Source organism: Streptomyces sp. NPDC052396, from assembly GCF_044593195.1.
GTDB lineage: Bacteria > Actinomycetota > Actinomycetes > Streptomycetales > Streptomycetaceae > Streptomyces.
The window spans coordinates 404,426-425,031 of sequence record NZ_JBIUAW010000002.1 but is presented as its reverse complement, the minus strand read 5'-3'; the positions used below and the strand labels follow the sequence as shown (position 1 = coordinate 425,031).

The following is a 20,606-nucleotide window of genomic DNA, read 5'->3' as shown; positions in this document are numbered from 1 at the left end:
CCGGGACCCCGATCCCGGGCATATCCCGGCCACCTTCCTGCCCGGCCCCGCCCGGCCCGCGCGCACCCCGGCACCGCGCACCGCGCCCGCCCCCGGCCGGCATGGGGTGCGGCCCGCGCGCCCGCTGGAGGCCGCCGAGCGCGAGCGGCTGCTGCGCGGCGCCCACCACGATCCGCACGCCCTGCTGGGGGCGCACCACGCCCCCGGCGGGGTGGCCTTCCGGGTGCTGCGGCCGTTCGCCCGGTCGGTGACGGTCACCGCCAGGGGGCTGCGCGCGGAGCTGATCGACGAGGGGGACGGGCTGTTCGCGGCGGTGCTGCCGCTGGCGGAGATCCCCGCCTACCGGCTGCTGGTGGCCTACCCGGACACCGAGGCGGAGACCGAGGCCGATGACCCCTACCGTTTCCTGCCCGCGCTGGGCGATCTGGATCTGCATCTGATCGGCGAGGGCCGGCACGAGGAGCTGTGGCGGGCGCTGGGTGCCCTGCCGATGGAGCACCAGGGGGTGTACGGCACCCGGTTCAGCGTCTGGGCGCCCCATGCCCAAGGGGTGCGTGTGGTGGGCGACTTCAACCACTGGGACGGCACCGGGCACCCGATGCGCTCGCTGGGCGCCACCGGGGTGTGGGAACTGTTTGTCCCCGGTGTCGGCGAGGGGCAGCTCTACAAGTTCCAGCTCACCCGGCCCGACGGCTCGCACACCATGCGTGCCGACCCGATGGCCCGCCGCACCGAGGCCCCGCCCGCCACCGCCTCCGTGGTGCACGCCTCGCACCATGAGTGGCGGGACGGGGAGTGGCTGGCCCGGCGGGGCGAACCGCCCGTCCACCAGGCCCCGTTCTCGGTCTATGAGGTGCACCTGCCGTCCTGGCGGCCCGGGCTGGGCTACCGCCAGCTTGCCGAGCAGCTGCCCGCCTATGTGTCCGACCTGGGCTTCACCCATGTCGAGTTCATGCCGGTCGCCGAGCATCCCTTCGGCGGCTCCTGGGGCTACCAGATCACCGGCTTCTACGCCCCGACCGCCCGGCTGGGCACGCCCGATGACTTCAAGTACCTGGTGGACGCCCTGCACCGGGCGGGCATCGGGGTCATCATGGACTGGGTGCCCGCCCATTTCCCCCGTGACGACTGGGCGTTGGCGGAGTTCGACGGCCGTCCGCTGTACGAGCCGCAGGATCCCCTGCGGGCGGCCCATCCGGACTGGGGGACGCTGGAGTTCGACTTCGGCCGCACCGAGGTGCGCAACTTCCTGGTGGCCAACGCGGTCTACTGGTGCGAGGAGTTCCATATCGACGGCCTCCGGGTGGACGCGGTGGCCTCCATGCTCTACCTCGACTACTCCCGTCAGCCCGGCCAGTGGACGCCCAACGACCGTGGCGGCCGGGAGAACCTGGACGCGGTGGCGTTCCTCCAGGAGATGAACGCCACCGTCTACCGCCGCTGCCCGGGCGTGGTCACCATCGCCGAGGAGTCCACCGCCTGGGACGGCGTCACCCGGCCCACCCATCTGACGGGGCCGGGCGGCTTCGGCGGGCTGGGTTTCGGGCTGAAGTGGAACATGGGCTGGATGCACGACTCCCTGGAGTACGTGGCCAAGGAGCCCGTCCACCGCAAGTACCACCACGGCGAGATGACCTTCGCCATGGTCTACGCGTACAGCGAGAACTACGTCCTGCCCATCTCGCACGACGAGGTGGTGCACGGCAAGCGGTCGCTGGTCTCCAAGATGCCCGGCGACTGGTGGCAGCGGCGCGCCACCCACCGGGCGTTCCTGGGCTTTATGTGGTCCCACCCCGGCAAACAACTGCTGTTCATGGGGCAGGAGTTCGCCCAGGGCGCGGAGTGGTCGGAGGGCCATGGCCCCGACTGGTGGCTGCTGGACCCCTCGTACGCGGCGGAGGCCGACCACCGGGGCGTCCGGGACCTGGTACGCGACCTCAACGCCCGCTACCGCGAGTTGCCCGCGCTGTGGGAACGGGACACCGACCCGGCCGGCTTCTCCTGGGTGGACGGCGACGCCGCCGAGGACAATGTCCTCGCCTTTCTGCGGTTCGCCGCCGACGGCACGCCGTTGCTGGTGGTCAGCCACTTCTCCCCGGTGGTGCGGCAGGGCTACCGGCTGGGGGTGCCGGCCGGCTTCCCGCTCTGGGAGGAGTGCCTGAACACCGATGGCACGCGCTACGGCGGCGGGGGCGTCGGCCACCCGGACCCGTTGAAGGCGGAACCGGTACGCCGGCACGGCCGCCCGGCCAGCGTCCAGCTGACGCTGCCGCCGCTGGCGACGGTGTGGCTGCGGCCGGTGCCCTAGGCGGGCTGGACGGCCGTCAGTTCACGGAGTTCCTCGACCAGCGGCGCCTCGGGCAGGGGAATGGCACCGAGGTCCGGATGGTGCCGCTCGGTGATACAGCCGGCCGCCGCCCGGCGCGGCGGCCTCCGTACCGCTGCCGGGGCCGCGGCGCGGTCGCCCCACACCCGGGCCGGGGCGAAGTCGTGGTGCCGCAGCCGGCTGCTCCAGAAGTCGGCGTCCTGGTACTCCCCATGGCAGGAGTGGTCGAGGAAGAGGCAGTACTCCGCCGTGCCGTCGCCCGCACCGGCGGCGAACTGCCACCAGAAGCGGGCGCCGTCGCGGTGGTCCGCGAAGTGCAGCAGACAGGCGAACACCCGGGCGCTGCCCTGGTCGGCGCTCCGGGCGCGGATGAACCGCTCCAGGTCGCGGGCGGCGTCCGGGGCGTGCAGCACGGCGAGGCTGACCACGGTGAGGTCCCGCAGGGCCCGGCCGGCATCGTGCGCTCCGGGCGCGGGTTCGGTCCAGGCCGGCGGCGGAGCGGTGGTGGTGCCCTGTGTGCCGTGGGTGTCGCGGCAGGCGCATGCGCCACGCGCGGACAGCCGCCGCCGCAGGCGCAGTTCGGCGGCCGCCAGGTCGTAGTCGGCGTAGCGGTCCCTGACCCTGGCCCGGGAGAGCAGTTCCTCCAGCCTGGTCGCCGGCGGGGAAATCCGCGGAACACGGTCGTCGGTCATGGGCTCTCCTCCCGCGAGGTGGTGGCGACGACGTCGTCGGCCACCAGGAGGCCGGCCAGCCTCCGGTATGCCTGGCTGAGGTGGGAACGGACGGTCGCTTCCTCGACGCCCATCAGCTCGGCCGCTTCCGAGGTGGTGTAGCCAATGGTGTAGCGCAGCACAACCGCGTCCCGTTGCCGCTCACTCAGGTGACGGATGGCTCCGTACAACTGTATGGAATCGGCGAGCACTTCATAGGGGTCGGCGGAGCCGTCGGGCAGGCCGGCCTCGAATGCCGCGATGTCCATGGGCTCGGCCCGGCGCCTGCGCCGGCGCCGCTGGTCGGCGATGCGGTGTTTGAGGACCGTCCAGGCGTAGCGCTCCAGGCGCTCCATGCGCAGCATCCGGGGCCAGTTGCCCATGATGGCGTCGAAGGCCGCGTCCACGGCCTCCTCCGCGTCCGCGTCCGATCCCAACTGCACATATGCGAAGCGCATATAGCCCCTTCTCCGGCCGGCGTGAAAGGCCCAGTACGCCAGCCGGTCGGCATCCGGCCACCGCTCCATGGGCCCCGGCTCGCCGCTCTCCCCGGGCACATCGACGGTGCCGCCCGGCTCCACGCCGTCAGTCATGGTGGCTCCCGTGCTGACACCGGGAGCCGGTGTCTCCCCGGGAGACGGCGCCGAGACCGGTGATGCCGATGCGCACCCCGGCGGTGAGCAGCCGGCGCAGCAGCCGGGACGCATCCGGGCCGAACACCCGCACGGCCAGGGCGGTTTCCATCCACTGCGCCGCGTTGTCACAATGCACGTGTCGCCTCCGAGATACATGAGAGGTGGTACAGGGGACGCCGGGCAGCCCCCGTGCGGCGCCGGAGGGTTGCCGCCTCCATCCGTAACAGCGCCGTGGCGTGCCGGAATGTGCAGGGGCCGGGGCGGGCAATTCGCCGGGCAGGTGCCGTCCAGGCGCGGGCGTCACGCCCAGAGGTAGAACAGCAATCGGATAAAGAGCCGGTTTCCGCAGCGAGTTGGGACTTTCACCGGACGGTGCGCCGCAGCTCCATGCATTCTTGGGTACATCCATCCGGGCTCCCCGGGTCGGCCGTGTCAGGAGCGGGCGCGAGCGTGCCGCCCGGTGCGAGGTCGCCCGGGTGACGCCGCGGGCACCTCGACCCCACCGAGGTTCGCCCGCCGGAATCGCCCGGTCCACTAGTCCGCCCCGCCGGGCGGACAAGCACGGACAAGCACATTGCTCTTGCGAAGGTCTTAAGTGAAGGTAAGGAGAAGGGCGTTGGGCATTGGCGGGCGGCGCACCCGGCCGTGGGGACCTGTACGAGGTGCTTCCGAGCACGCCAACGCCCTGGCGACGCTGTTACGCGACTGGCTGGACGAGGCGGGGCTGCGCCTGCGGGATCTGACCGGGCGGCTGCGGCCCGAGCACTTCCGCGATCTCCGGGTGCCGGCCCGCACCACGGTGTCGGACCGGCTGGCCGGGGTGAATCCGCAGTGGGACTTCATCGAGGCGGTGGCCGATGTGTGTTCGCGGGACGCCGGGCAGCGGGACCGGCGGCTGTCGGACGCCCGTCCGCACTGGGATCGGCTGCAACTGGCCGGCCGGCAGCGCACCGACCGGCGGGCGGCCGGCCGGATCGCGGAACTGGACCGGGAGCATCGCAACGCCTTACAGCTGGCCGCGATGTCGCTGCAACTGGTGGGCCGGTTCCAGCGCGAGGCGGCGGACGCCGGTGCCCAGCGGGCCGAGGCGGAGCTGAGGTTGCGCCTGGCCCTGGACGCCCGGGACCGGGCGGAGGGGCGGGCCACCCGCGCCGTGGCGGAAATAGCCTCCCTCACCCGGGAGTTGGAGCGGATGCGCCGTCAGCGCTCCGGCGGCCGGTCCACGGGCGTGATGCCGGTTGTCCGGCCGGAGCGGGCGGCCGGACCGGCATTCGGCGGCCGGTCGCCGCGCCCGTCCCCGGACAACCGGACAAGCACCGGTCTGATCACGGCCGTCCGGCCGGACAACCCGGGCCTGCCCGCCGCCGGGCGCCGGCCCCGGCCGCACAACTCCGCCCGGCAGGCGGCCCATTCGGTGCGGGACGCCCGGGCGGCGGGTGATGCGAACGCGGCGCTGCGCATGGCGGCCGCCGCCGGTTTCACGGGCGCCCCCGAGCACATCCGGCGGCTGCTGGCCTTTCTGCGCGCCCTCGGCCTGGCGGAGGACGCGGAACGGGTGCTGGCGGCCGCGGCCATGGACCGTCCGGCCACCCGGGTCCCCCCGCTGCTGGCCCATCTGGGCGCGTGGCGGGAGCCGGACGCGATGTGGATCAAGTCCGCGCTGGGGCGTTCGGCGTCCGCCGAGCGGCTGCTGGAGGTGGTGTCCGCGCTGCGGGCCGAAGAGCGGTTCCCCGATGCCTATGGTGTGCTGCTGGCCGCCGCGCGACAGCGCGCGGTGGCACTCGTCCCGTCCCTGACGGCGGCCCTGCACCGCGTCGGCCGGTCCGAGGATGCCGAGTGGCTCCTGATCACCGCCGCCCAGGACCGGGGACCGGCCGATGTCCGCGCCCTGGCCGAGCAGTTGCGCGCCGGCGGACAGCAGGAGAACGCGGCTGCGCTGCTGCGGAGACGGGAGGCCGCCGAGGCCGCCGCCTCCGGCGGGGGCGCCCCGGACGGCATCCGGCTCCCGCAGCAGCCGACGGGCGGGACGCGCCGGCTGCTGACGCACAGCCGCTTTGTCATGCCGGGGACCGGCGCTCCTCAGCCGGCCGCCCTGCCCGTCCCGCCGGAGCCGGGCGGCGCGCCGCCGCCCGGCGGATGACCGTTCGGGTCAGACCCGCTCGGACTCCCGCGCCGCGGGGGCCGGCTCGGGCCGGGCCGGGGCCGCGCCACGGCCCGGGAGCAGCAGGGCGACCACCACCGTGCCGATGCCCAGCACCACCGCGCCGATCACGCTGGTGTGGGCCACCGCGTCCGCGAAGGACTTATGGACGGCGTCCACCACCTGCTGCGCCTGCTGGGCGCCGAGGGCGGCCGCCTTCTCCGGGCCCAGCTTGGGGGCGGCCTGGGCGGCCACCTGCTTGCCGGCCTCCTTGGCCACATACAGGCCCGCGCCCACCGAGTCCTGGGCGGCGGAGAGCGCCTTGGCCGGGAGCTTGGGGCCGCCGGCCGCGGCGGCCCGGTGGGCGGCGTCGGCCAGGTTGGACGAGTAGGTCTTGGCCAGCACCGTGCCCAGGATGGCGATGCCCAGCGAGCCGCCCATCTCGATGGAGGTGCTGTTGACCGCGCCGCCCACGCCGAGCTGGGTCTCCGGGAAGGAGCCCATGATGGCGTTGGTGCACGGGGACAGCGACAGGCCGATGGCCAGGCCCAGGACGGCCAGCGGGAGCACGAAGTCGTCATAGGTGGAGGAGGCGTCCACCCTGGTCAGCAGGGCGATGGCGACCGTACCGACGGTCATGCCCAGCGCCACGGTGACCTTCATGCCGAACTTCGGGGTGAGGAAGGCGGTCAGCGCGCCGCCCACGAACACCGCGCCGGCCAGCGGCAGCATCCGCACACCGGTGTCCAGGGCGGAGTAGCCGAGGACGAACTGCAGGTGCTGGGTGAGGTAGTAGAACGCGCCGAAGACGGCCAGGAAGAACAGGGCGACGGCCAGCGTGGAGCCGGCGAAGGCCCGGCGGGTGAAGCGGCGTACGTCCAGCACCGGGCGCGGGTGGCGCAGCTCCCACAGCACAAAGCAGACCAGGCCCACGCCGGCGGCCACCGCGGCGCCGATGGCCTTGGCACCCCAGCCGAAGTGCGGCCCCTCGATGATCATGTAGATCAGCGAGCCCACCCAGATCACGGACAGCAGGCCGCCGACATAGTCGATGCTCTCCACGCCCTCGGCCTTGGACGGCGGGACCAGCAGCAGGGCGCCGATGACACCCAGCAGCGCCACCGGCACATTGATCAGGAAGGTGGAGGCCCAGCCGTGGTGCTCCAGCAGCGCGCCGGCCACCAGCGGGCCGACCGCGATGGCCAGGCCTGCGGTGGCCGTCCAGATGGTGATGGCCTTGGCGCGCTCGGCGCGCGGGAAGGTCGCGGCCAGCAGGGAGAGGGTGGCCGGCATGATCATGGCGGCGCCCACACCCATCACCGCCCGGGCGGTGATCACTCCGGCGGCGCTGTGCACCAGCGAACCGGCGACCGAGGCGCCGGCGAACACCAGCAGGCCCAGCACCAGGGCGCCACGGCGGCTGTACTTGTCACCGACCGCGCCCAGGATCAGCATCAGCGCCGCATAGGGCACGGTGTAGCCGTCGATCACCCACTGCAGGTCGGCGCTGCCCAGACCGAGGTCCTTGACCATGTCGGGCGCCGCCACGGTCAACGAGGTGTTGGCCATGACGATGATCAGCAGGCTGATGCACAGCACCCCCAGCGCCCACCATCGCCGCCGGTAGGGCCCTTCCATCTCCTGGGCCGGTGTCCGCATGCCGAGCGGCATCGCACTGTCTCCCCTCACTTTGCACACCACTGTGCACTTACACAGCGGTGTGCAATTTACGCCGCCGCCCGGCGACTGGGCAAAATGAGGGCACCGAGTGAGAAGAGGTGCGATGGCCGGCCGAGCGGATGTCAATCGCCGCCGCATCCTGGGCGTCGCCCTGGCGGAGCTGCTGCGCGACCCGGACGCCAGCATGGAGCAGATCGCCCGCGCCGCCGGCGTGGTCCGGCGCACCGTCTATGGGCACTTCCCCAGCCGGGACGCCCTGATCGCCGCCCTGGTGGACGATGCCGCGGTGGCGGTCGGCGCGGCCCGCGCGGCCGCGCTGGAGTCACCGGACGACCCCGAGGACGCCGCCGAGGCACTGGCTCGGGCCGTGCTCGCCATGTGGGAGATCGCCGACGGCTACCGGCTGCTGATCTCCCTGGCCCAGCGCAGCGTCACCGTGGAGGGCATCCTGCGCCGGCTGGAGCCGGTGCGCCGGGAGGGCGAGGCACTGCTCCAACGCGGCCTGGACTCCGGGCGGTTCACCTCCCCGCTGCCCGCCGCGGCCCTGGCCTACGTTCATGAGCAGGTGCTCTTCGGTCTGATGCAGGCCGTCAACGACGGACTGCTGGAACCCGGGGAGGCCGGCCGCTCGGCGGCCGTCACGGTGCTGGCGGCGGCGGGTGTGCCGGCCGCGGAGGCCGACCGGCTGGTCACCCGGCTGCGCCGGGCCATGGACCCCGGCCACTCGCCCTTGCGATGACGCAATGGACGGCACCATGATCACGCCATGGACCTCGCGCCGTATGTCGACGCCCTTCGCCGGGAACTCGCGGTCGCGGCCGAGGCCGGTGGCCCCGAGGCCCGGGCGCTCGCCGGGCGGCTGGCCGCACCGCTGTCATCGGCGGCCCGGCTGACCCTGCTCAACGCCCTGTCCGCGGCCGCCGACGAGATCACCCGGGAGCTTGCCCCGGGATCGGTGGAGGTGCGGCTGCGCGGGCTGGACCCCGAGTTCGCCCTGGCACCCCCGCCGCGCCATGACATCGCCTCCGGCGTCATGCGGGACGCCGTCCCGCCCTCCCCCGGCGGCACCCGGCCGGCCGCCACGGCCGAGGGCGAGGACGGCGCCACCGCCCGGATCAGCCTCCGGCTGCCCGGCGGCCTCAAGGCCCGGGCCGAGGAGGCCGCCGGGCGGGAGGGCCAGTCGGTCAATGCCTGGCTGGTACGCGCGGTGGGCGCCGCCCTGGAACCACAGGGCGGGGACCCTCGCGCCGGACGCGGCCGGCAGCGCCGGCCGGACCGGGCCCGCTGAGCGGGGAACCCCCACGGCGTCGGCCCCGCGGTGCCGGGTGATGGACCTGAGCCGGGGTGGGGCCCGGCTCCGCCGTGGGGGTGGTCTGGGGACGGGCCGCTAGACGGCCACCGCCTCGCCGTCCGGCGCCCGGTCCGGCTGCCTCGGTTCCTCGAACGGCAGCCGCCCGGCCAGGACTTCGGCCATCCGGGCCCGGTCGGTCTCCTTCATCCAGGTGCCGATCAGCACCGTGGCCACCGCGTTGCCGGCGAAGTTGGTCATCGCCCGGGCCTCGCTCATAAAGCGGTCGATGCCCACGATCAGCCCCACGCCGTCCACCAGTTCCGGACGGTGCGACTGCAACCCGCCGGCCAGCGTGGCCAGTCCGGCGCCGGTCACCCCGGCCGCGCCCTTGGAGGCGACGACCATGAAGAGCAGCAGCGAGATCTGCTGTCCCAGGGCCAGCGGGCGGCCCATCGCCTCCGCGATGAACAGGGCGGACATGGTGAGGTAGATGGCGGTGCCGTCCAGGTTGAAGGAGTAGCCGGCGGGCACCGTGACACCCACCACCGGCCGGCTCACTCCCAGGTGTTCCATCTTGGCGATCAGCCGGGGCAGCGCGGACTCCGAGGAGGAGGTGGAGAGGATCAGCAGGAACTCCCGCCCCAGATACCGCAGCAGCGCGAAGATGCTCACCCCCGCCACCAGCCGCAGCAGCGCCCCCAGCACCACCACCACAAACAGCACACAGGTCAGATAGAAGCCGATCATGATGACGGCCAGCGACTTCAGGGCATCGGTGCCGGTCGCCCCGACCAGTGCCGCGATGGCCCCGAACGCCCCTGCCGGAGCAGCCCACATGATCATGGCAAGGATCCGGAAGACCAGCTTCTGGAGGTGGCCGATCCCCCGCAGCACCGGCTCCCCGGCCGGCCCCATGGCCTGCAGCGCAAACCCGCTCAGCAGCGCCACCAACAGTGTCTGGAGCACCTGTCCGCCGGTGAAGGCGGAGACCAGGGTGGTGGGGATCATCCCCAGCAGGAAGCCGGCGGTGGACTCATGGGCCCCCTTGGCCTGTGCCGCCCCCGCGTGCCGCAGGCTCTCGGTGAGATGCAGCCCGCTGCCGGGCTCCAGCACATTGCCCACCACCAGGCCGATGGCCAGCGCCACGGTGGACATCACCAGGAAGTAGCCCAGCGCCAGCCCGCCCACCACACCCACCTTGGCGGCCTTGCGCACCGAACCGATGCCCAGCACCAGGGTGCAGAAGATCACGGGCGAGATCATCATCTTGATCAGATTGACGAACCCGGTGCCCAGCGGCTTGAGTTCCACGGCGAAGCCCGGCGCGGCCAGGCCCAGGACGATCCCGGCGAGCACCGCCGCGATCACCGCGGGATAGAGATAGTGGGTACGGTCCCGCCGCCCGTCCTCGCTGAGGGATGCCACGCTGCCTCCTCGTTCTCGCGGCTCGTCCCGAGGACTATGCACGCCGGCTGTGACGGCGGTCACCCTTAAGTGCATTACGTTCACGAATGAACCGCAGGGCACACTGTCCGCCATGCGCAGACCCCGCAGCCTGGCCGGCCGGCTGTTCACCGTGCAGATCGTGCTGGTCGCCGCCGTGGTGACCGGCTGCGCCGCGTTCGCCTGGTTCTCCGACCGGTCCGCGGCCGAGGACTCCGCCCGCCGTACGGTGACCGCCACCGCCGCCGCGGTGGCCGCCTCCCCGGCGGTGCGCCAGGCGGCCGCCGCGGCGGACCCGGCCCATGCCCTCCAGCCCTACGCCGAGCAGGTCCGCAAGGACACCGGAGTCGACTTTGTGACCATCATGAGCCCGGCGGGCGTCCGCTGGACCCACCCCGATCCGGCCAGGATCGGCGAACGCTTCCTGGGCCACACCGGCCCGGCGCTGCACGGCCGCACCTTCGCCGAGACCTACACCGGCACCCTGGGCCCCTCGGTGCGTGCGGTCGCCCCGGTGCACGACGACCGGGGCCGGGTCACCGCCCTGGTGAGCGCGGGCATCACGGTGAAGCAGATCAGCGCGCGGCTGAGCGGCCAGGTGGCGGCGCTGCTGGCGGTGGCGGTGGCCGCGCTGGGCCTGGGCGGCGCCGGGACCTACCTGCTCAACGCCCGGCTGCGCCGCCACACCCATGGGATGAACGCGGAGGAGCTGGCCCGGATGCACGACTACCACCAGGCCACCCTGCACGCGGTGCGCGAGGGGCTGCTGATCCTGGACGGGCAGGGGCGGGTGGCCCTGGTCAATGACGGCGGGCGGGAGCTGCTGGGGCTGCGCGGCCGGGCGGTGATCGGCCGCCGCGTCCGCGACCTGCGCCTGCCGCCCGGTCTCACCCAGGCCCTGCTGGCCGGCGAGTCCAGGGTGGACGAGGTGCATCTGACCGATGAGCGGATCGTGGTCCTCAACACCTCCCCGGTCTCCTCCGGCGAGCACCACGGCACCGTGGCCACCCTCCGCGACCACACCGAACTCCAGGCGCTCACCGGCGAGTTGGACTCGGTGCGCGGCTTCGCCGAGGCGCTGCGCTCACAGGCGCACGAGGCGGCCAACCGGCTGCACACCGTGGTGTCGCTGATCGAACTGGGCCGCGCCGAGGAGGCGGTGGGCTTCGCCACCGCCGAACTCCAGCTGGCCCAGGCACTCACCGACCGGGTGGTGGACGCCGTCGCGGAACCGGTGCTGGCCGCCCTGCTGCTGGGCAAGGCCGCCCAGGCCGGCGAGCGCGGCGTGGAACTGCTGCTGACCGAGGACTCCCGGCTGGACGACGGCCTGCTGCCGGACCATCTGCCCACCCGCGACCTGGTCACCGTGCTGGGCAACCTGATCGACAACGCCATGGACGCGGTGGCGGCCACCCCCCGGCCGAAGATCACCGTCACCATGCGGGCGGACGGCGGCGAACTGCTGCTGCGGGTCGGCGACTGCGGCCCGGGCGTGCCGCCGGAGCGGGCCGAGGAGCTCTTCCACCGGGGCGTCTCCAGCAAGGCGCCCGGCCGCGGCCTGGGCCTGGCCCTGGTGCGCCAGGCCGCCCGGCGCAACGGCGGCACCGTGGAACTGGGCCAAGCCCCCGGTGGTGGCGCCGAGTTCACGGTGCGGCTGCCGCTGCGGCTGCCCGCCGGGAGCCGGGCATGACCGGCCAGGGCCCGCCGATCCGGGTGCTGGTGGTCGAGGACGACCCGGTGGCCGCCGACGCCCACGCCCTCTATGTCAGCCGGGTGCCCGGCTTCACGGTGACCGGGGTGGTGCGCTCGGTGGCGGACGCCGCCCAGTTCCTCAAACGCGCCCCGGTCGACCTGCTGTTGCTGGACTTCTATCTGCCCGACGGGCACGGCCTGCGCTTTCTGCGCTCGCTGCGCTCCGCGGGCCATGGCGCCCATGTGATCGCGGTGACCTCGGCCCGTGACCTGGCGGTGGTCCGGGAGGGCGTCTCACTGGGCGTCGTCCAGTACGTCCTCAAGCCCTTCACCTTCACCACCCTGCGCGACCGGCTGCTGCGCTACGCCGAGTTCCGGGCCACCGCCGGGGAGGCCAGTGACCAGGACGAGGTGGACCGCGCGCTGGCGGTGCTGCGCTCGCCCCGGACGGCCGGCCTGCCCAAGGGGCTGAGCCCGGCCACCCTGCGCGCCATCACCGAGGTGCTGCGCGCGGCCGGTGACCAGGGTGTCGCCTCGGGCGCCGCCGGGAGCGCGGTGGGCATCTCCCGGATCACCGCCCGGCGTTACCTGGAGCACCTGGTGGACACCGGCCGCGCCGCCCGGGCCCCGCAGTACGGGCAGGTGGGCCGCCCCGAGCTGCGCTACCGCTGGCTGGCCGGGAGCCGCTGACGCGTGCGGGCGGGCCGGCCCGGGAACGTACCAGGGCAGCAAGGTGCCGACAACAGGAGGCCCTCAAGTGCGCCCCACCACCCCCGCCCTGCTCGCCACCACCCTGGTCCTCGCCTCGCTCAGCGCCTGCGGCAGCGGATCCGGCGGCGGCCCCGACACCGTGCGCATCGCCTACCAGCGCAGCACGGACAACAAGGTCCGCATCCTGGATGACTATCTGGCCGTGGTGAAAAAGGAGTTCGAGCGGGACCACCCCGGCAAGAAACTCAAGCTGGTTCCCGTCCAGGCGGCCGAGAACGACTACTACACCAAGCTCCAGCAGATGATGCGCTCCCCCAGGACCGCACCGGATGTGGTCCGCGAGGACACCTTCCTGATCAACTCCGATATCCGGAGCGGCTATCTGAGACCGCTGGACGACAAGCTGGCCTCCTGGTCCGAGTGGAGCCACTACCTCCCCACCGCCAAGGCGTCGGCCCGGGCCGAGGACGGGAAGACCTATGGGGTGCCGGACGGCACCGACACCCGGGGCCTGTGGTTCAACAAGGAGATCTTCGCCAGGGCCGGGCTGCCCGCCGACTGGCGTCCCCGTGACTGGCAGGAGGTGCTGGACGCGGCCCGCACCGTCAAGGCCCGGGTGCCGGGGGTGATTCCGCTGAATGTCTACACCGGCAAGGGCCCGGGCGAGGGCGCGGTGATGCAGGGCTTCGAGATGCTGCTCTACGGCACCGGCGCCGACCCGCTCTACCGGCCCCGCGCCAGGGAATGGGTGACCGGCGGCCAGGGCTTCAAGGACGCGCTGGACTTCGTGCACACCGTCTACCGCGAGAAGCTCGGCCCCGACCCCTCCGACGCCCTGGACCCCAATGTCAGCACCCGGGTGGTGAACGAGTGGCTGCCCTCCGGCAAGCTGGCCATCGATCTGGACGGCTCCTGGCTGGGCCAGAGCTGGCTGCCCACCGGCAGCCGCCCCTGGCCGCGCTGGTCCGCCGTGCTGGGTCAGGCCGCCTTCCCCACCCAGCACGGCGCCGCCCCGGGCCGGGTCAGCCTCTCCGGCGGCTGGACCTGGGCGATCGCCGCCAAGTCCGGCAAGGCCGAGCTGGCCTGGCAGGCCATCGCGACCCTGCAGAACCGTGCCAACGCCCTGCGGTGGTGCGTCAATGACGCCCAGATCGCGGTCCGCGACGACATCGCCGCCGACCGCCGGTACCTGGACTCCATGCCGGCCGTGAGCTTCTTCACCGGCCTGGTCAAGGACACCCACTACCGCCCCGCGCTGCCGCTCTACCCGCAGATCTCCAGCGCCATCGGGGAGGCCATGGAGTCGGTGACCACCGGCGACGCCACCGTGACCCGGGCCGCCCGGCGCTATGACGACCAGGTCCGCTCGATCGCCCGGGGACAGTGACCGTGCGCCGCCTCACCCGCCGGCTGCCCCTGGTCCCGGCCACCGTTCTGATGCTGCTCTTCCTGGCCGGGCCCATCGCCTACTGCGTCTATCTGGCCTTCACCGACACCCAGTTGACCGGCCAGGAGTCCGCCTCCTTCATTGGACTGGCCAACTTCCGCCGGGCCTTCGCGGACGACGGCTTCCGCAACGCGGTGCTGCTCACCCTGGTGTTCACCGTGCTGTCCTCACTGATCGGCCAGAACGGCCTGGGCTTCGCGCTGGCCGCGCTGATGCGCCGGGCCTCCCGGCCGGTGCGCGCGGTCACCGGCTCGGTGGTGATCGCCGCCTGGGTGCTGCCGGAGATCGTGGCGGGCTTTCTGCTCTACACCTTCTTCAACCGCCGAGGCACCCTGGACGCGCTGCTGGCACAGCTTCATCTGCCCACCCAGAACTGGCTGTTCACCCTGCCCATCCTGGCCGTCTCCTTCGCCAATGTCTGGCGCGGCACCGCCTTCTCCATGCTGGTCTACTCCGCGGCCCTGGCCGACATCCCCCAGGACATCACCGAGGCCGCCGAGGTGGACGGCGCCGGGGGACTGCGCCGGTTCTGGCACATCACCCTGCCCATGCTGCGCCGTTCCATCGGCACCAATCTGATGCTCAACACCCTGCAGACGCTCTCGGTGTTCGGGCTGATCTGGGCCATGACCCGGGGCGGGCCGGGCCGGCGCAGCCAGACGCTCCCGGTCTTCATGTACGACCAGGCGTTCCTGAAGTCCCTGATTGGCTACGGCACCGCGGTGGCGCTGCTTCTGCTGCTGGTGGGCGCCCTGTTCTCGGTGGTGTATCTACGGCTGCTGCGCGAGGAGTTGTGAGGCTCCCGCCGGGGGCGGCCCCCGGATGGGGTCAGCCCCCGGTGGGGCGCGCTCTGAGCCGGGAGTCGCCGGGGCGCTCCGCACCCTGGTGGAAGACGATGATCATCAACCGGATGCCCGGGGTGTCCAGCGGCTGGGCCGGGCACATATGCACCCAGCCGGGCCCCTTGAGCGGGTGCAGCATCGGGCGTTCATAGCGGTAGGCCTGAGCGCCGGGCGAGACACCGCCGGCCCGGAACATCGGTCCGGTGACCGGGTCGGCCAGCACCACCTCCTTGATCTCCGCCAAGGTCGGGTCGTCCGGCATGGCGGCCTGCGCCGAGCGGAGCTGGGGCAGGATCAGCGGCAGCCAGCACTCCTCCCAGCGGTCCAGGATCCGCCGGGCGTCGGTGTGGTTGGCCATCCAGAGCATGCTGTTCTCGGGCACCTTGCGGTCCGGGAACATATCGGCGAAGGCCTGGTTGTAGTCGAGCACCCGCCAGGACTGGTCGGCCACATAGGCCATATGGGATATACCGTGCACGACTTCGCGCCAGGCCTCGACGACCTCCTGACCGGAGCCGGGGTCGAGCGGGGTTGGCGGATCACGGCGCAGGGTATAGCGCCACAGCAGGGTCCACTCATGTTCGGTGAACGCCAGCAGCCGGGCGACATCCCGCAATAAGTCCTCGGAGGGATTGGGGTAGTTGCCGGTTTCGAGGCGGTTGTAGGTACCCTGTGCACGATGCAACAACTGGTCCATCTGCGACTGGGTCAGCCCCGGCGCCCGCCGACCCTGCCGTAATGACCTGAACAAGCCATAGGCACCCGGGTCGATGAGCGCTCTGCTCTCCCGCAGCAGGGCCTGCAACGCCTGCTTATCCATTCCGGTTTCCCCCTATCATGGCGCCCCCCCATGGGGGAAGTGGAATAACGTGGGGAATTTTTCCAGGGAAAAGTTCCCCACAGTAATGATCGCATCCCTCCTGCATCATCTGGCTACCGGCCGTTCGCTGGCCGGGACCGGCGACGGCCTGCGGGTTTACTCCACGGGGGAGAGCGAATCCGCGGGCGGTCCGTCGCCGAGAGCGAGAACAGCGGCGCAAAGGAGGCAGGATGCGCCCTATGACCGTCGCGGACAGGCGGCGCCAACTGGCGATAATCAGGCGGCAGTTGCCACGCTCCGCGTTATCCGGGCAACCGGCGGCACCCCACGGCCGCCATCAACGGCAGGAAACCCTCGCCCGTTATCCGACGAGGATTTTTGGTTTTTGACGTAACGTCAGCCAACTTCCAGAGTCGGGGACGGTGCGGCACAGGAGACATAGCCGGGCTTTCCCTGAGCTCTCTTCTCCTCGTTCACCCTGCCTCGGCAGATGTTCCGGCAGATGGCGCCACCCCCTTCGGCACACCGTGCACACTCACCGCCGGTGCGGCAATTCCCTTGAGTGTGACGGCCTTTCGCCAGGGCCGCGCCGGCCGGACGGTGGACCGGCCACCCTCGGCGCCATCGAAGCCGGCCCCCTCGGCGCCGTCCCCGGTGACCTCATGGGTCAACCCGTACGGCGCCCAGGTCTTCTGCCGGACCTCCTCCCACGCCCGCCTCCGCTCACACAGCCGCTGCCGGCCACGGCCGACGGCCATACGGATGGGATGAGACGGGGCGTTCGGCACAGACCGGGCATCCAGCAAAGCATAGGCAAAATCGCCTGAGCCACCCCCAACCCTCGCCCGGTTCACGGCTAATGCGGCCTATGCCGGAGGTGCCGGCTTGAGTACCGCGAACACCGCCCCGGCCGGATCGGCCAGCCAGGAGATCCGGCCCACATCGGGCACATCCGAGGCGGGCATCACCACCGCACCGCCGTGCTGCTGAGCCTTGGCCACCGTCTCGTCCGCACTGGCCACCGCGAAGTAGGGGATCCAGCGCGGTGCGTCGCCCTCCTGCAGCGGTGCGATGCCGCCGAAGGCGGCGGTCTCCGGCTCGCCCTCGGCGGTGGCGAGGATCTTGTAGACCATCCCCGGCACCTCCATGTCCTCGCCCCGCCAGCCGAACAGCCCCCGGTAGAAGGCATAGGCGGCGGTGGCATCGGTGACATGGAGCTCCGTCCAGCACAGGGCGTTGTCCACCGAGGCCAGCTCGAACCCCTTGACCGCGGCGGCCTGCCATACGGCGAACTCGGCGCCGCCCGGGTCGGTGAAGGCGGCCATCCGCCCGGCCTCCGGCACATCGGAGGGCGCCATCCGCACCGAACCGCCGCCCTGCTCCACGGCCTTGGCGGTGGCATCGGCGTCCGGGGTCCGGAAGTAGACCGTCCAGGCCGAGGAGGCGCCCTTCTCGGTGAGCGGTCCGATGGCGGCGACCGTCCTGCCGTCCTGCTTGCAGAAGCCAAAGCCCCCCGACTCGGGGCCGGTGGACTCGAAGTCCCAGCCGAAGACGGCGCCGTAGAACACGGCGGCCGCGTCGACATCCGGGCTGCCCAGGTCGATCCAGCAGGGGGAGCCGGTGAGGAAGTTGGTGCTGAGCATGATGGGGTGCTCCTTCGAGATATGTCTTCCCGTGGTGCGTTGTCCCGTCCTCCCCAGTCTGGCACCGGCCACCGACAGCCGCCCGGCGCCCGCCCCCGCGCCCCCGACATGCGCTCCCGCGCCACCGGCGCGAGGATGGGCAAGGAGGCACGCAACCCCTTCAGGAGGGACGCCATGACCACCGCGAAGGACATCATGCACCCGGGCGCGCACTGGATCCCGGCCACCGAGACCCTGGAGCACGCCGCCCAGCGGATGCGCGACCTGGGTGTGGGAGCGCTCCCGGTCAGCGACGCCGACGAGCGGCTGTGCGGCATCATCACCGACCGGGACATCGTGCTCAAGTGCGTGGCCGAGGGCCGCGACCCATCCAGCACCACCGCGGCGGACCTGGCCCGGGGCACCCCGCGCTGGATCGACGCCAACGCCGATGTGCAGCAGGTCGTCGAGGAGATGGGCAGCCACCACATCCGGCGGCTGCCGGTGATCGAGAACAAGCGGCTGGTCGGCATGATCAGCGAGGCGGATGTCGCCCGCAATCTGCCGGCGGACCAGGTCGCCGCGTTCGCCGGCCGGGTCTACGCCGACTGACCCGGCGCCCGCCCCGGCTCAGGCCAGGTATCCGCCGTCGATGTCGAGGGTGGCCCCGGTGATGAAGGAGGCGCCCGGCCCGGCCAGGAAGACCACGCCCGCGGCGATCTCCTCGGGACGGCCGTAGCGGCCCAGCGCGTTGCCGGCGCGCTGGGCGTCCGCCCCCGGCCCGTCCGCCGGGTTCATATCGGTGTCCACCGAGCCGGACTGCACCGCATTGACGGTGATGCCCCGGGGACCGAGGTCCCGTGCGGCCCCCTTGCTGTAGGCCACCACGGCCGCCTTGGTGGCCGCGTAGTCCGCCACTCCCGGGCGGCCGGGCCGCGGGGCCAGGTTGGAGCCGATGGTGATGATGCGCCCGCCCTCGGCCAGCAGCGGGGCCGCGGCCCGGATGGCCGCCGTCACCCCGCCGAGATTCACCGCCAGCTGCCGCTCCAGCGCGGCGGCATCGGTCCCGGCGTCATCCACCGCGCCCGTCGCGATCACCCCGGCGTTGTTCACCAGGATGTCCAGCCGTCCGAAGTCCTCGGCCACGGCGGCCACCAACTGGGCCACTTCGGCGGCCCGGGCCTGGTCGGCCCGGTACGCACCGGCGCGCACCCCCGCCTCCGCCAGCTCCCCCACCACCGCCCGCGCCTTGTCCTCGGAGGCGGCATAGCTGATCGCCACATCCGCGCCGGCCTCGGCCAGCGCCCGGGCGGTGGCCGCCCCTATGCCCCGGGAACCACCGGTCACCAGTGCCACCTTGCCCGCCAGCGCCTTGTCCATCAGAGCCCTCCCCAAGATCTGTACCGCTCGGTATATAACTGGGACGCTAACATATCGATCAGTACAGAAGTCAAGGACGGCACGGACGGAAGGCGAGGCCATGGCGACCGGACGCCCACGCGAGTTCGACCTGGAGGAGGGCCTGGACCGCGCGCTGCGCGTGTTCTGGCGACATGGCTACGAGGGCACCGCGCTGTCCGACCTCACGGCGGCGATGGGCATCAACCGGCCCAGCCTCTATGCCGCCTACGGCAACAAGGAGGCCCTGTTCCGCAAGTGCCTGGACCGCTATGGCGAGGGCCCGGCAAGCCATGTCCACGAGGCGCTGACCCAGCCCACCGCGCGGGCCGCCGCCGAGTATCTACTGCGCGGAGTAATCCGGGTGACCACCCGCGAGGAGGGCCCGGGCTGTCTGATGATCCAGGGCGCACTGGCCACCAGCGCCCAGGCCGGCCCGGTCCGCGAGGAAGTGATCGCCCGACGGCGGGCCGGGGAGGCGGCGCTCGCCGAACGCTTCCAACGGGCCTGCGAGGAGGGTGACTTGCCCTCCGGCACCGATGCGGCCGATCTGGCCCGCTATATCTGTCTGATCTCCTACGGCGTCGCGGTCCAGGCGGCCGGCGGCGCGGACGCGGGGGAGCTGGGCCGGGCGGTGGACCTGGCCCTGGCGGCCTGGCCGGGCTGACGGCGGCCGGGCTGACGGCTTGTGCTCGGCCGGGCCGACAGCCGGCGCTCGGCCGGCGTCGGGGCCGGGCTGACGCCGGTGCCCCGGTTGCCACCGGCGCCCAGCCGACGGCCTCGCCCGGCCCACGCCGGGACCCGGCTGACGCCGTGGCCCCGCCCACGCGCCCTTCCGGCCCCGCCGCCCCGGCGCTACGCTCCGGGCGGTAGCTCGCGTCAGCGTACGGAGGTGCCGTGCCCCCGTTCCTCCACCGCCGCACCCGCCAGCGGCTGGCCGCCGACGCCGCGCTGCTGCTGGTGGCGGCCGCCTTCGCGCTCCCCCTGCTGTGGCTGCTGCTGGCCTCACTGGATCCCGGGGCACGGCTGAGCGTCCGCTGGCCCGACTCCCCCGGCACCGGGAACTTCTCCGCGGTGCTGACCGAGGACACCACCTTCCGGCCGATGCTCAACAGCCTGCTGCTGTGCGGCGGCGCCACCGCCCTCACCGTGGGCTGCGCCGCGCTGGCCGCCTATCCGCTGTCCCGCTTCCCCTCCCGCTTCAACCGGCCCTATCTGCTGGCCATCCTGTTCTCCACCTGTCTGCCGATCACGGCGATCATGGTGCCGGTGTATGGGCTGTTCGTCCGGATCAACCTGATCGACACCGTGTACGGCACCGCGCTGTTCATGGCCGCCGCCCAACTCCCCTTCGCCATCTGGCTGATGAAGAACTTTATGGACTCGGTGCCCACCTCGCTGGAGGAGGCGGCCTGGACGGACGGCGCGGGCTGGCTGCAGACCCTGACCCGGGTGGTGCTGCCCCTGATGGGACCCGGGGTGACGGTGGTGGCCATCTACTGCTTCGCCCTGATGTGGGGGAACTTCTTCGTCCCCTTTCTGCTGCTGCTCTCCCCCGACCAACTCCCCGCCTCGGTCACGGTGTTCACCTTCTTCGGCAGCTATGGCCAGATCGCCTACGGCCAGCTGGCCGCCTTCTCCATCCTCTACTCCACCCCCGTGGTGCTGCTCTACGCACTGATCTCCCGCCGGCTGACGGGCGGCTTCGCGCTGGGCGGGGCGGTGAAGGGATAGCCCCGATGGGCCCGCGGGATGACGTTGGTCCGTCTCAGGGACTACGCCCCGGGCGTTCCGCCGCCCAAAAGTGCGATGCCATATTCCGGTCCTTGGACTGACGGAAGGGCCCTCC

19 protein-coding genes are annotated in these 20,606 nt (G+C 72.4%); 11 read left to right on the top strand and 8 right to left on the bottom strand.

Features of this window, described 5'->3' with window-relative positions; all coding sequences use genetic code 11:
• Positions 1–106 precede the first annotated feature (106 nt).
• On the top strand, positions 107–2,308 hold the full coding sequence (gene glgB / locus ACIHFE_RS07025; RefSeq protein WP_400105028.1) for a 1,4-alpha-glucan branching enzyme: 2,202 nt from the start codon (positions 107–109) through the stop codon (positions 2,306–2,308).
• Here glgB and ACIHFE_RS07020 read toward each other — a convergent pair.
• From ACIHFE_RS07020 to ACIHFE_RS07010, 3 genes are read right to left on the bottom strand one after another with little or no spacing between them, the layout of a single operon-like run.
• Positions 2,305–3,018 (bottom strand): hypothetical protein, encoded by a 714-nt coding sequence (locus ACIHFE_RS07020; protein ID WP_400104776.1) that lies wholly within the window; start codon positions 3,016–3,018, stop codon positions 2,305–2,307. The genes glgB and ACIHFE_RS07020 overlap by 4 nt on opposite strands.
• Positions 3,015–3,629: an RNA polymerase sigma factor gene (locus ACIHFE_RS07015; protein WP_400104775.1), complete on the bottom strand. Its 615-nt coding sequence runs from the start codon at positions 3,627–3,629 to the stop codon at positions 3,015–3,017. The genes ACIHFE_RS07020 and ACIHFE_RS07015 overlap by 4 nt, the downstream gene beginning before the upstream one ends.
• On the bottom strand, positions 3,622–3,780 hold the full coding sequence (locus ACIHFE_RS07010; protein ID WP_400104774.1) for a hypothetical protein: 159 nt from the start codon (positions 3,778–3,780) through the stop codon (positions 3,622–3,624). The genes ACIHFE_RS07015 and ACIHFE_RS07010 overlap by 8 nt, the downstream gene beginning before the upstream one ends.
• A gap of 507 nt (positions 3,781–4,287) precedes the next feature.
• Between ACIHFE_RS07010 and ACIHFE_RS07005 the strand changes: the two genes are divergently transcribed.
• Positions 4,288–5,811 (top strand): hypothetical protein, encoded by a 1,524-nt coding sequence (locus ACIHFE_RS07005; RefSeq protein ID WP_400104773.1) that lies wholly within the window; start codon positions 4,288–4,290, stop codon positions 5,809–5,811.
• Positions 5,812–5,820: 9 nt separating this feature from the next.
• Here the strand turns inward: ACIHFE_RS07005 and ACIHFE_RS07000 are convergent, their stop codons facing one another.
• Positions 5,821–7,482 (bottom strand): MFS transporter, encoded by a 1,662-nt coding sequence (locus ACIHFE_RS07000; protein ID WP_400104772.1) that lies wholly within the window; start codon positions 7,480–7,482, stop codon positions 5,821–5,823.
• A gap of 112 nt (positions 7,483–7,594) precedes the next feature.
• On the opposite strand from ACIHFE_RS07000, the gene ACIHFE_RS06995 reads away from it, so the two are divergent.
• Both ACIHFE_RS06995 and ACIHFE_RS06990 read left to right on the top strand, forming a co-directional pair.
• Positions 7,595–8,230, top strand: a complete 636-nt coding sequence (locus ACIHFE_RS06995; protein WP_400104771.1) for a TetR/AcrR family transcriptional regulator — start codon at positions 7,595–7,597, stop codon at positions 8,228–8,230.
• 27 nt (positions 8,231–8,257) lie between these two features.
• Positions 8,258–8,779 (top strand): hypothetical protein, encoded by a 522-nt coding sequence (locus ACIHFE_RS06990; protein ID WP_400104770.1) that lies wholly within the window; start codon positions 8,258–8,260, stop codon positions 8,777–8,779.
• 99 nt (positions 8,780–8,878) lie between these two features.
• Here ACIHFE_RS06990 and ACIHFE_RS06985 read toward each other — a convergent pair whose 3' ends face one another.
• A complete protein-coding gene (locus ACIHFE_RS06985; RefSeq protein WP_400104769.1) occupies positions 8,879–10,207 on the bottom strand; it encodes a cation:dicarboxylate symporter family transporter in 1,329 nt (442 codons plus the stop codon).
• A 112-nt stretch (positions 10,208–10,319) separates the two neighbouring features.
• Here ACIHFE_RS06985 and ACIHFE_RS06980 point away from each other — a divergent pair, with 112 nt between their 5' ends.
• The 4 genes from ACIHFE_RS06980 (at position 10,320) to ACIHFE_RS06965 (ending at position 14,872) form a co-directional block, all read left to right on the top strand.
• Positions 10,320–11,915 carry an ATP-binding protein gene (locus ACIHFE_RS06980; RefSeq protein ID WP_400104768.1) on the top strand — a complete coding sequence of 532 codons (1,596 nt, stop codon included), beginning with the start codon at positions 10,320–10,322 and terminating at the stop codon, positions 11,913–11,915.
• A complete protein-coding gene (locus ACIHFE_RS06975; RefSeq protein ID WP_400104767.1) occupies positions 11,912–12,607 on the top strand; it encodes a response regulator in 696 nt (231 codons plus the stop codon). The genes ACIHFE_RS06980 and ACIHFE_RS06975 overlap by 4 nt, the downstream gene beginning before the upstream one ends.
• Positions 12,608–12,674: 67 nt before the next feature.
• Positions 12,675–14,015, top strand: a complete 1,341-nt coding sequence (locus ACIHFE_RS06970; RefSeq protein ID WP_400104766.1) for an extracellular solute-binding protein — start codon at positions 12,675–12,677, stop codon at positions 14,013–14,015.
• A gap of 50 nt (positions 14,016–14,065) precedes the next feature.
• The gene (locus ACIHFE_RS06965) at positions 14,066–14,872 is read left to right on the top strand and encodes a carbohydrate ABC transporter permease (RefSeq protein ID WP_400105027.1); all 807 of its coding nucleotides are present in this window, start codon (positions 14,066–14,068) and stop codon (positions 14,870–14,872) included.
• A gap of 31 nt (positions 14,873–14,903) precedes the next feature.
• On the opposite strand, the gene ACIHFE_RS06960 is transcribed toward ACIHFE_RS06965, so the two are convergent.
• Both ACIHFE_RS06960 and ACIHFE_RS06955 read right to left on the bottom strand, forming a co-directional pair.
• Positions 14,904–15,737, bottom strand: a complete 834-nt coding sequence (locus tag ACIHFE_RS06960) for a helix-turn-helix domain-containing protein (RefSeq protein ID WP_400104765.1) — start codon at positions 15,735–15,737, stop codon at positions 14,904–14,906.
• A gap of 866 nt (positions 15,738–16,603) precedes the next feature.
• Positions 16,604–17,380 (bottom strand): VOC family protein, encoded by a 777-nt coding sequence (locus ACIHFE_RS06955; RefSeq protein ID WP_400104764.1) that lies wholly within the window; start codon positions 17,378–17,380, stop codon positions 16,604–16,606.
• Positions 17,381–17,554: 174 nt separating this feature from the next.
• Here ACIHFE_RS06955 and ACIHFE_RS06950 point away from each other — a divergent pair, with 174 nt between their 5' ends.
• Positions 17,555–17,971, top strand: coding sequence for a CBS domain-containing protein (locus tag ACIHFE_RS06950; RefSeq protein ID WP_400104763.1), 417 nt, complete (start codon positions 17,555–17,557; stop codon positions 17,969–17,971).
• Between the two features lie 18 nt (positions 17,972–17,989).
• Here ACIHFE_RS06950 and ACIHFE_RS06945 read toward each other — a convergent pair whose 3' ends face one another.
• Positions 17,990–18,739 carry an SDR family NAD(P)-dependent oxidoreductase gene (locus ACIHFE_RS06945; protein WP_400104762.1) on the bottom strand — a complete coding sequence of 250 codons (750 nt, stop codon included), beginning with the start codon at positions 18,737–18,739 and terminating at the stop codon, positions 17,990–17,992.
• 100 nt (positions 18,740–18,839) lie between these two features.
• Here ACIHFE_RS06945 and ACIHFE_RS06940 point away from each other — a divergent pair, with 100 nt between their 5' ends.
• Positions 18,840–19,424, top strand: a complete 585-nt coding sequence (locus ACIHFE_RS06940) for a TetR/AcrR family transcriptional regulator (RefSeq protein ID WP_400104761.1) — start codon at positions 18,840–18,842, stop codon at positions 19,422–19,424.
• 230 nt (positions 19,425–19,654) lie between these two features.
• Positions 19,655–20,491 carry a carbohydrate ABC transporter permease gene (locus ACIHFE_RS06935; RefSeq protein ID WP_400104760.1) on the top strand — a complete coding sequence of 279 codons (837 nt, stop codon included), beginning with the start codon at positions 19,655–19,657 and terminating at the stop codon, positions 20,489–20,491.
• Positions 20,492–20,606 lie beyond the last annotated feature (115 nt).

What these genes read in the sequence shown, in the direction of transcription:
- ACIHFE_RS06960 (WP_400104765.1), bottom strand. Translation starts at nt 15,737, where the DNA reads ATGGATAAGCAGGCGTTGCAGGCCCTGCTGCGGGAGAGCAGAGCGCTC.
- ACIHFE_RS06975 (WP_400104767.1), top strand. Translation starts at nt 11,912, where the DNA reads ATGACCGGCCAGGGCCCGCCGATCCGGGTGCTGGTGGTCGAGGACGAC.
- ACIHFE_RS07020 (WP_400104776.1), bottom strand. Translation starts at nt 3,018, where the DNA reads ATGACCGACGACCGTGTTCCGCGGATTTCCCCGCCGGCGACCAGGCTG.
- ACIHFE_RS07010 (WP_400104774.1), bottom strand. Translation starts at nt 3,780, where the DNA reads ATGGAAACCGCCCTGGCCGTGCGGGTGTTCGGCCCGGATGCGTCCCGG.
- ACIHFE_RS07000 (WP_400104772.1), bottom strand. Translation starts at nt 7,482, where the DNA reads ATGCCGCTCGGCATGCGGACACCGGCCCAGGAGATGGAAGGGCCCTAC.
- ACIHFE_RS06980 (WP_400104768.1), top strand. Translation starts at nt 10,320, where the DNA reads ATGCGCAGACCCCGCAGCCTGGCCGGCCGGCTGTTCACCGTGCAGATC.
- ACIHFE_RS06950 (WP_400104763.1), top strand. Translation starts at nt 17,555, where the DNA reads ATGACCACCGCGAAGGACATCATGCACCCGGGCGCGCACTGGATCCCG.
- ACIHFE_RS06955 (WP_400104764.1), bottom strand. Translation starts at nt 17,380, where the DNA reads ATGCTCAGCACCAACTTCCTCACCGGCTCCCCCTGCTGGATCGACCTG.
- ACIHFE_RS06990 (WP_400104770.1), top strand. Translation starts at nt 8,258, where the DNA reads ATGGACCTCGCGCCGTATGTCGACGCCCTTCGCCGGGAACTCGCGGTC.
- ACIHFE_RS06965 (WP_400105027.1), top strand. Translation starts at nt 14,066, where the DNA reads ATGCTGCTCTTCCTGGCCGGGCCCATCGCCTACTGCGTCTATCTGGCC.
- ACIHFE_RS06945 (WP_400104762.1), bottom strand. Translation starts at nt 18,739, where the DNA reads ATGGACAAGGCGCTGGCGGGCAAGGTGGCACTGGTGACCGGTGGTTCC.
- ACIHFE_RS06995 (WP_400104771.1), top strand. Translation starts at nt 7,595, where the DNA reads ATGGCCGGCCGAGCGGATGTCAATCGCCGCCGCATCCTGGGCGTCGCC.
- ACIHFE_RS06940 (WP_400104761.1), top strand. Translation starts at nt 18,840, where the DNA reads ATGGCGACCGGACGCCCACGCGAGTTCGACCTGGAGGAGGGCCTGGAC.
- ACIHFE_RS07015 (WP_400104775.1), bottom strand. Translation starts at nt 3,629, where the DNA reads ATGACTGACGGCGTGGAGCCGGGCGGCACCGTCGATGTGCCCGGGGAG.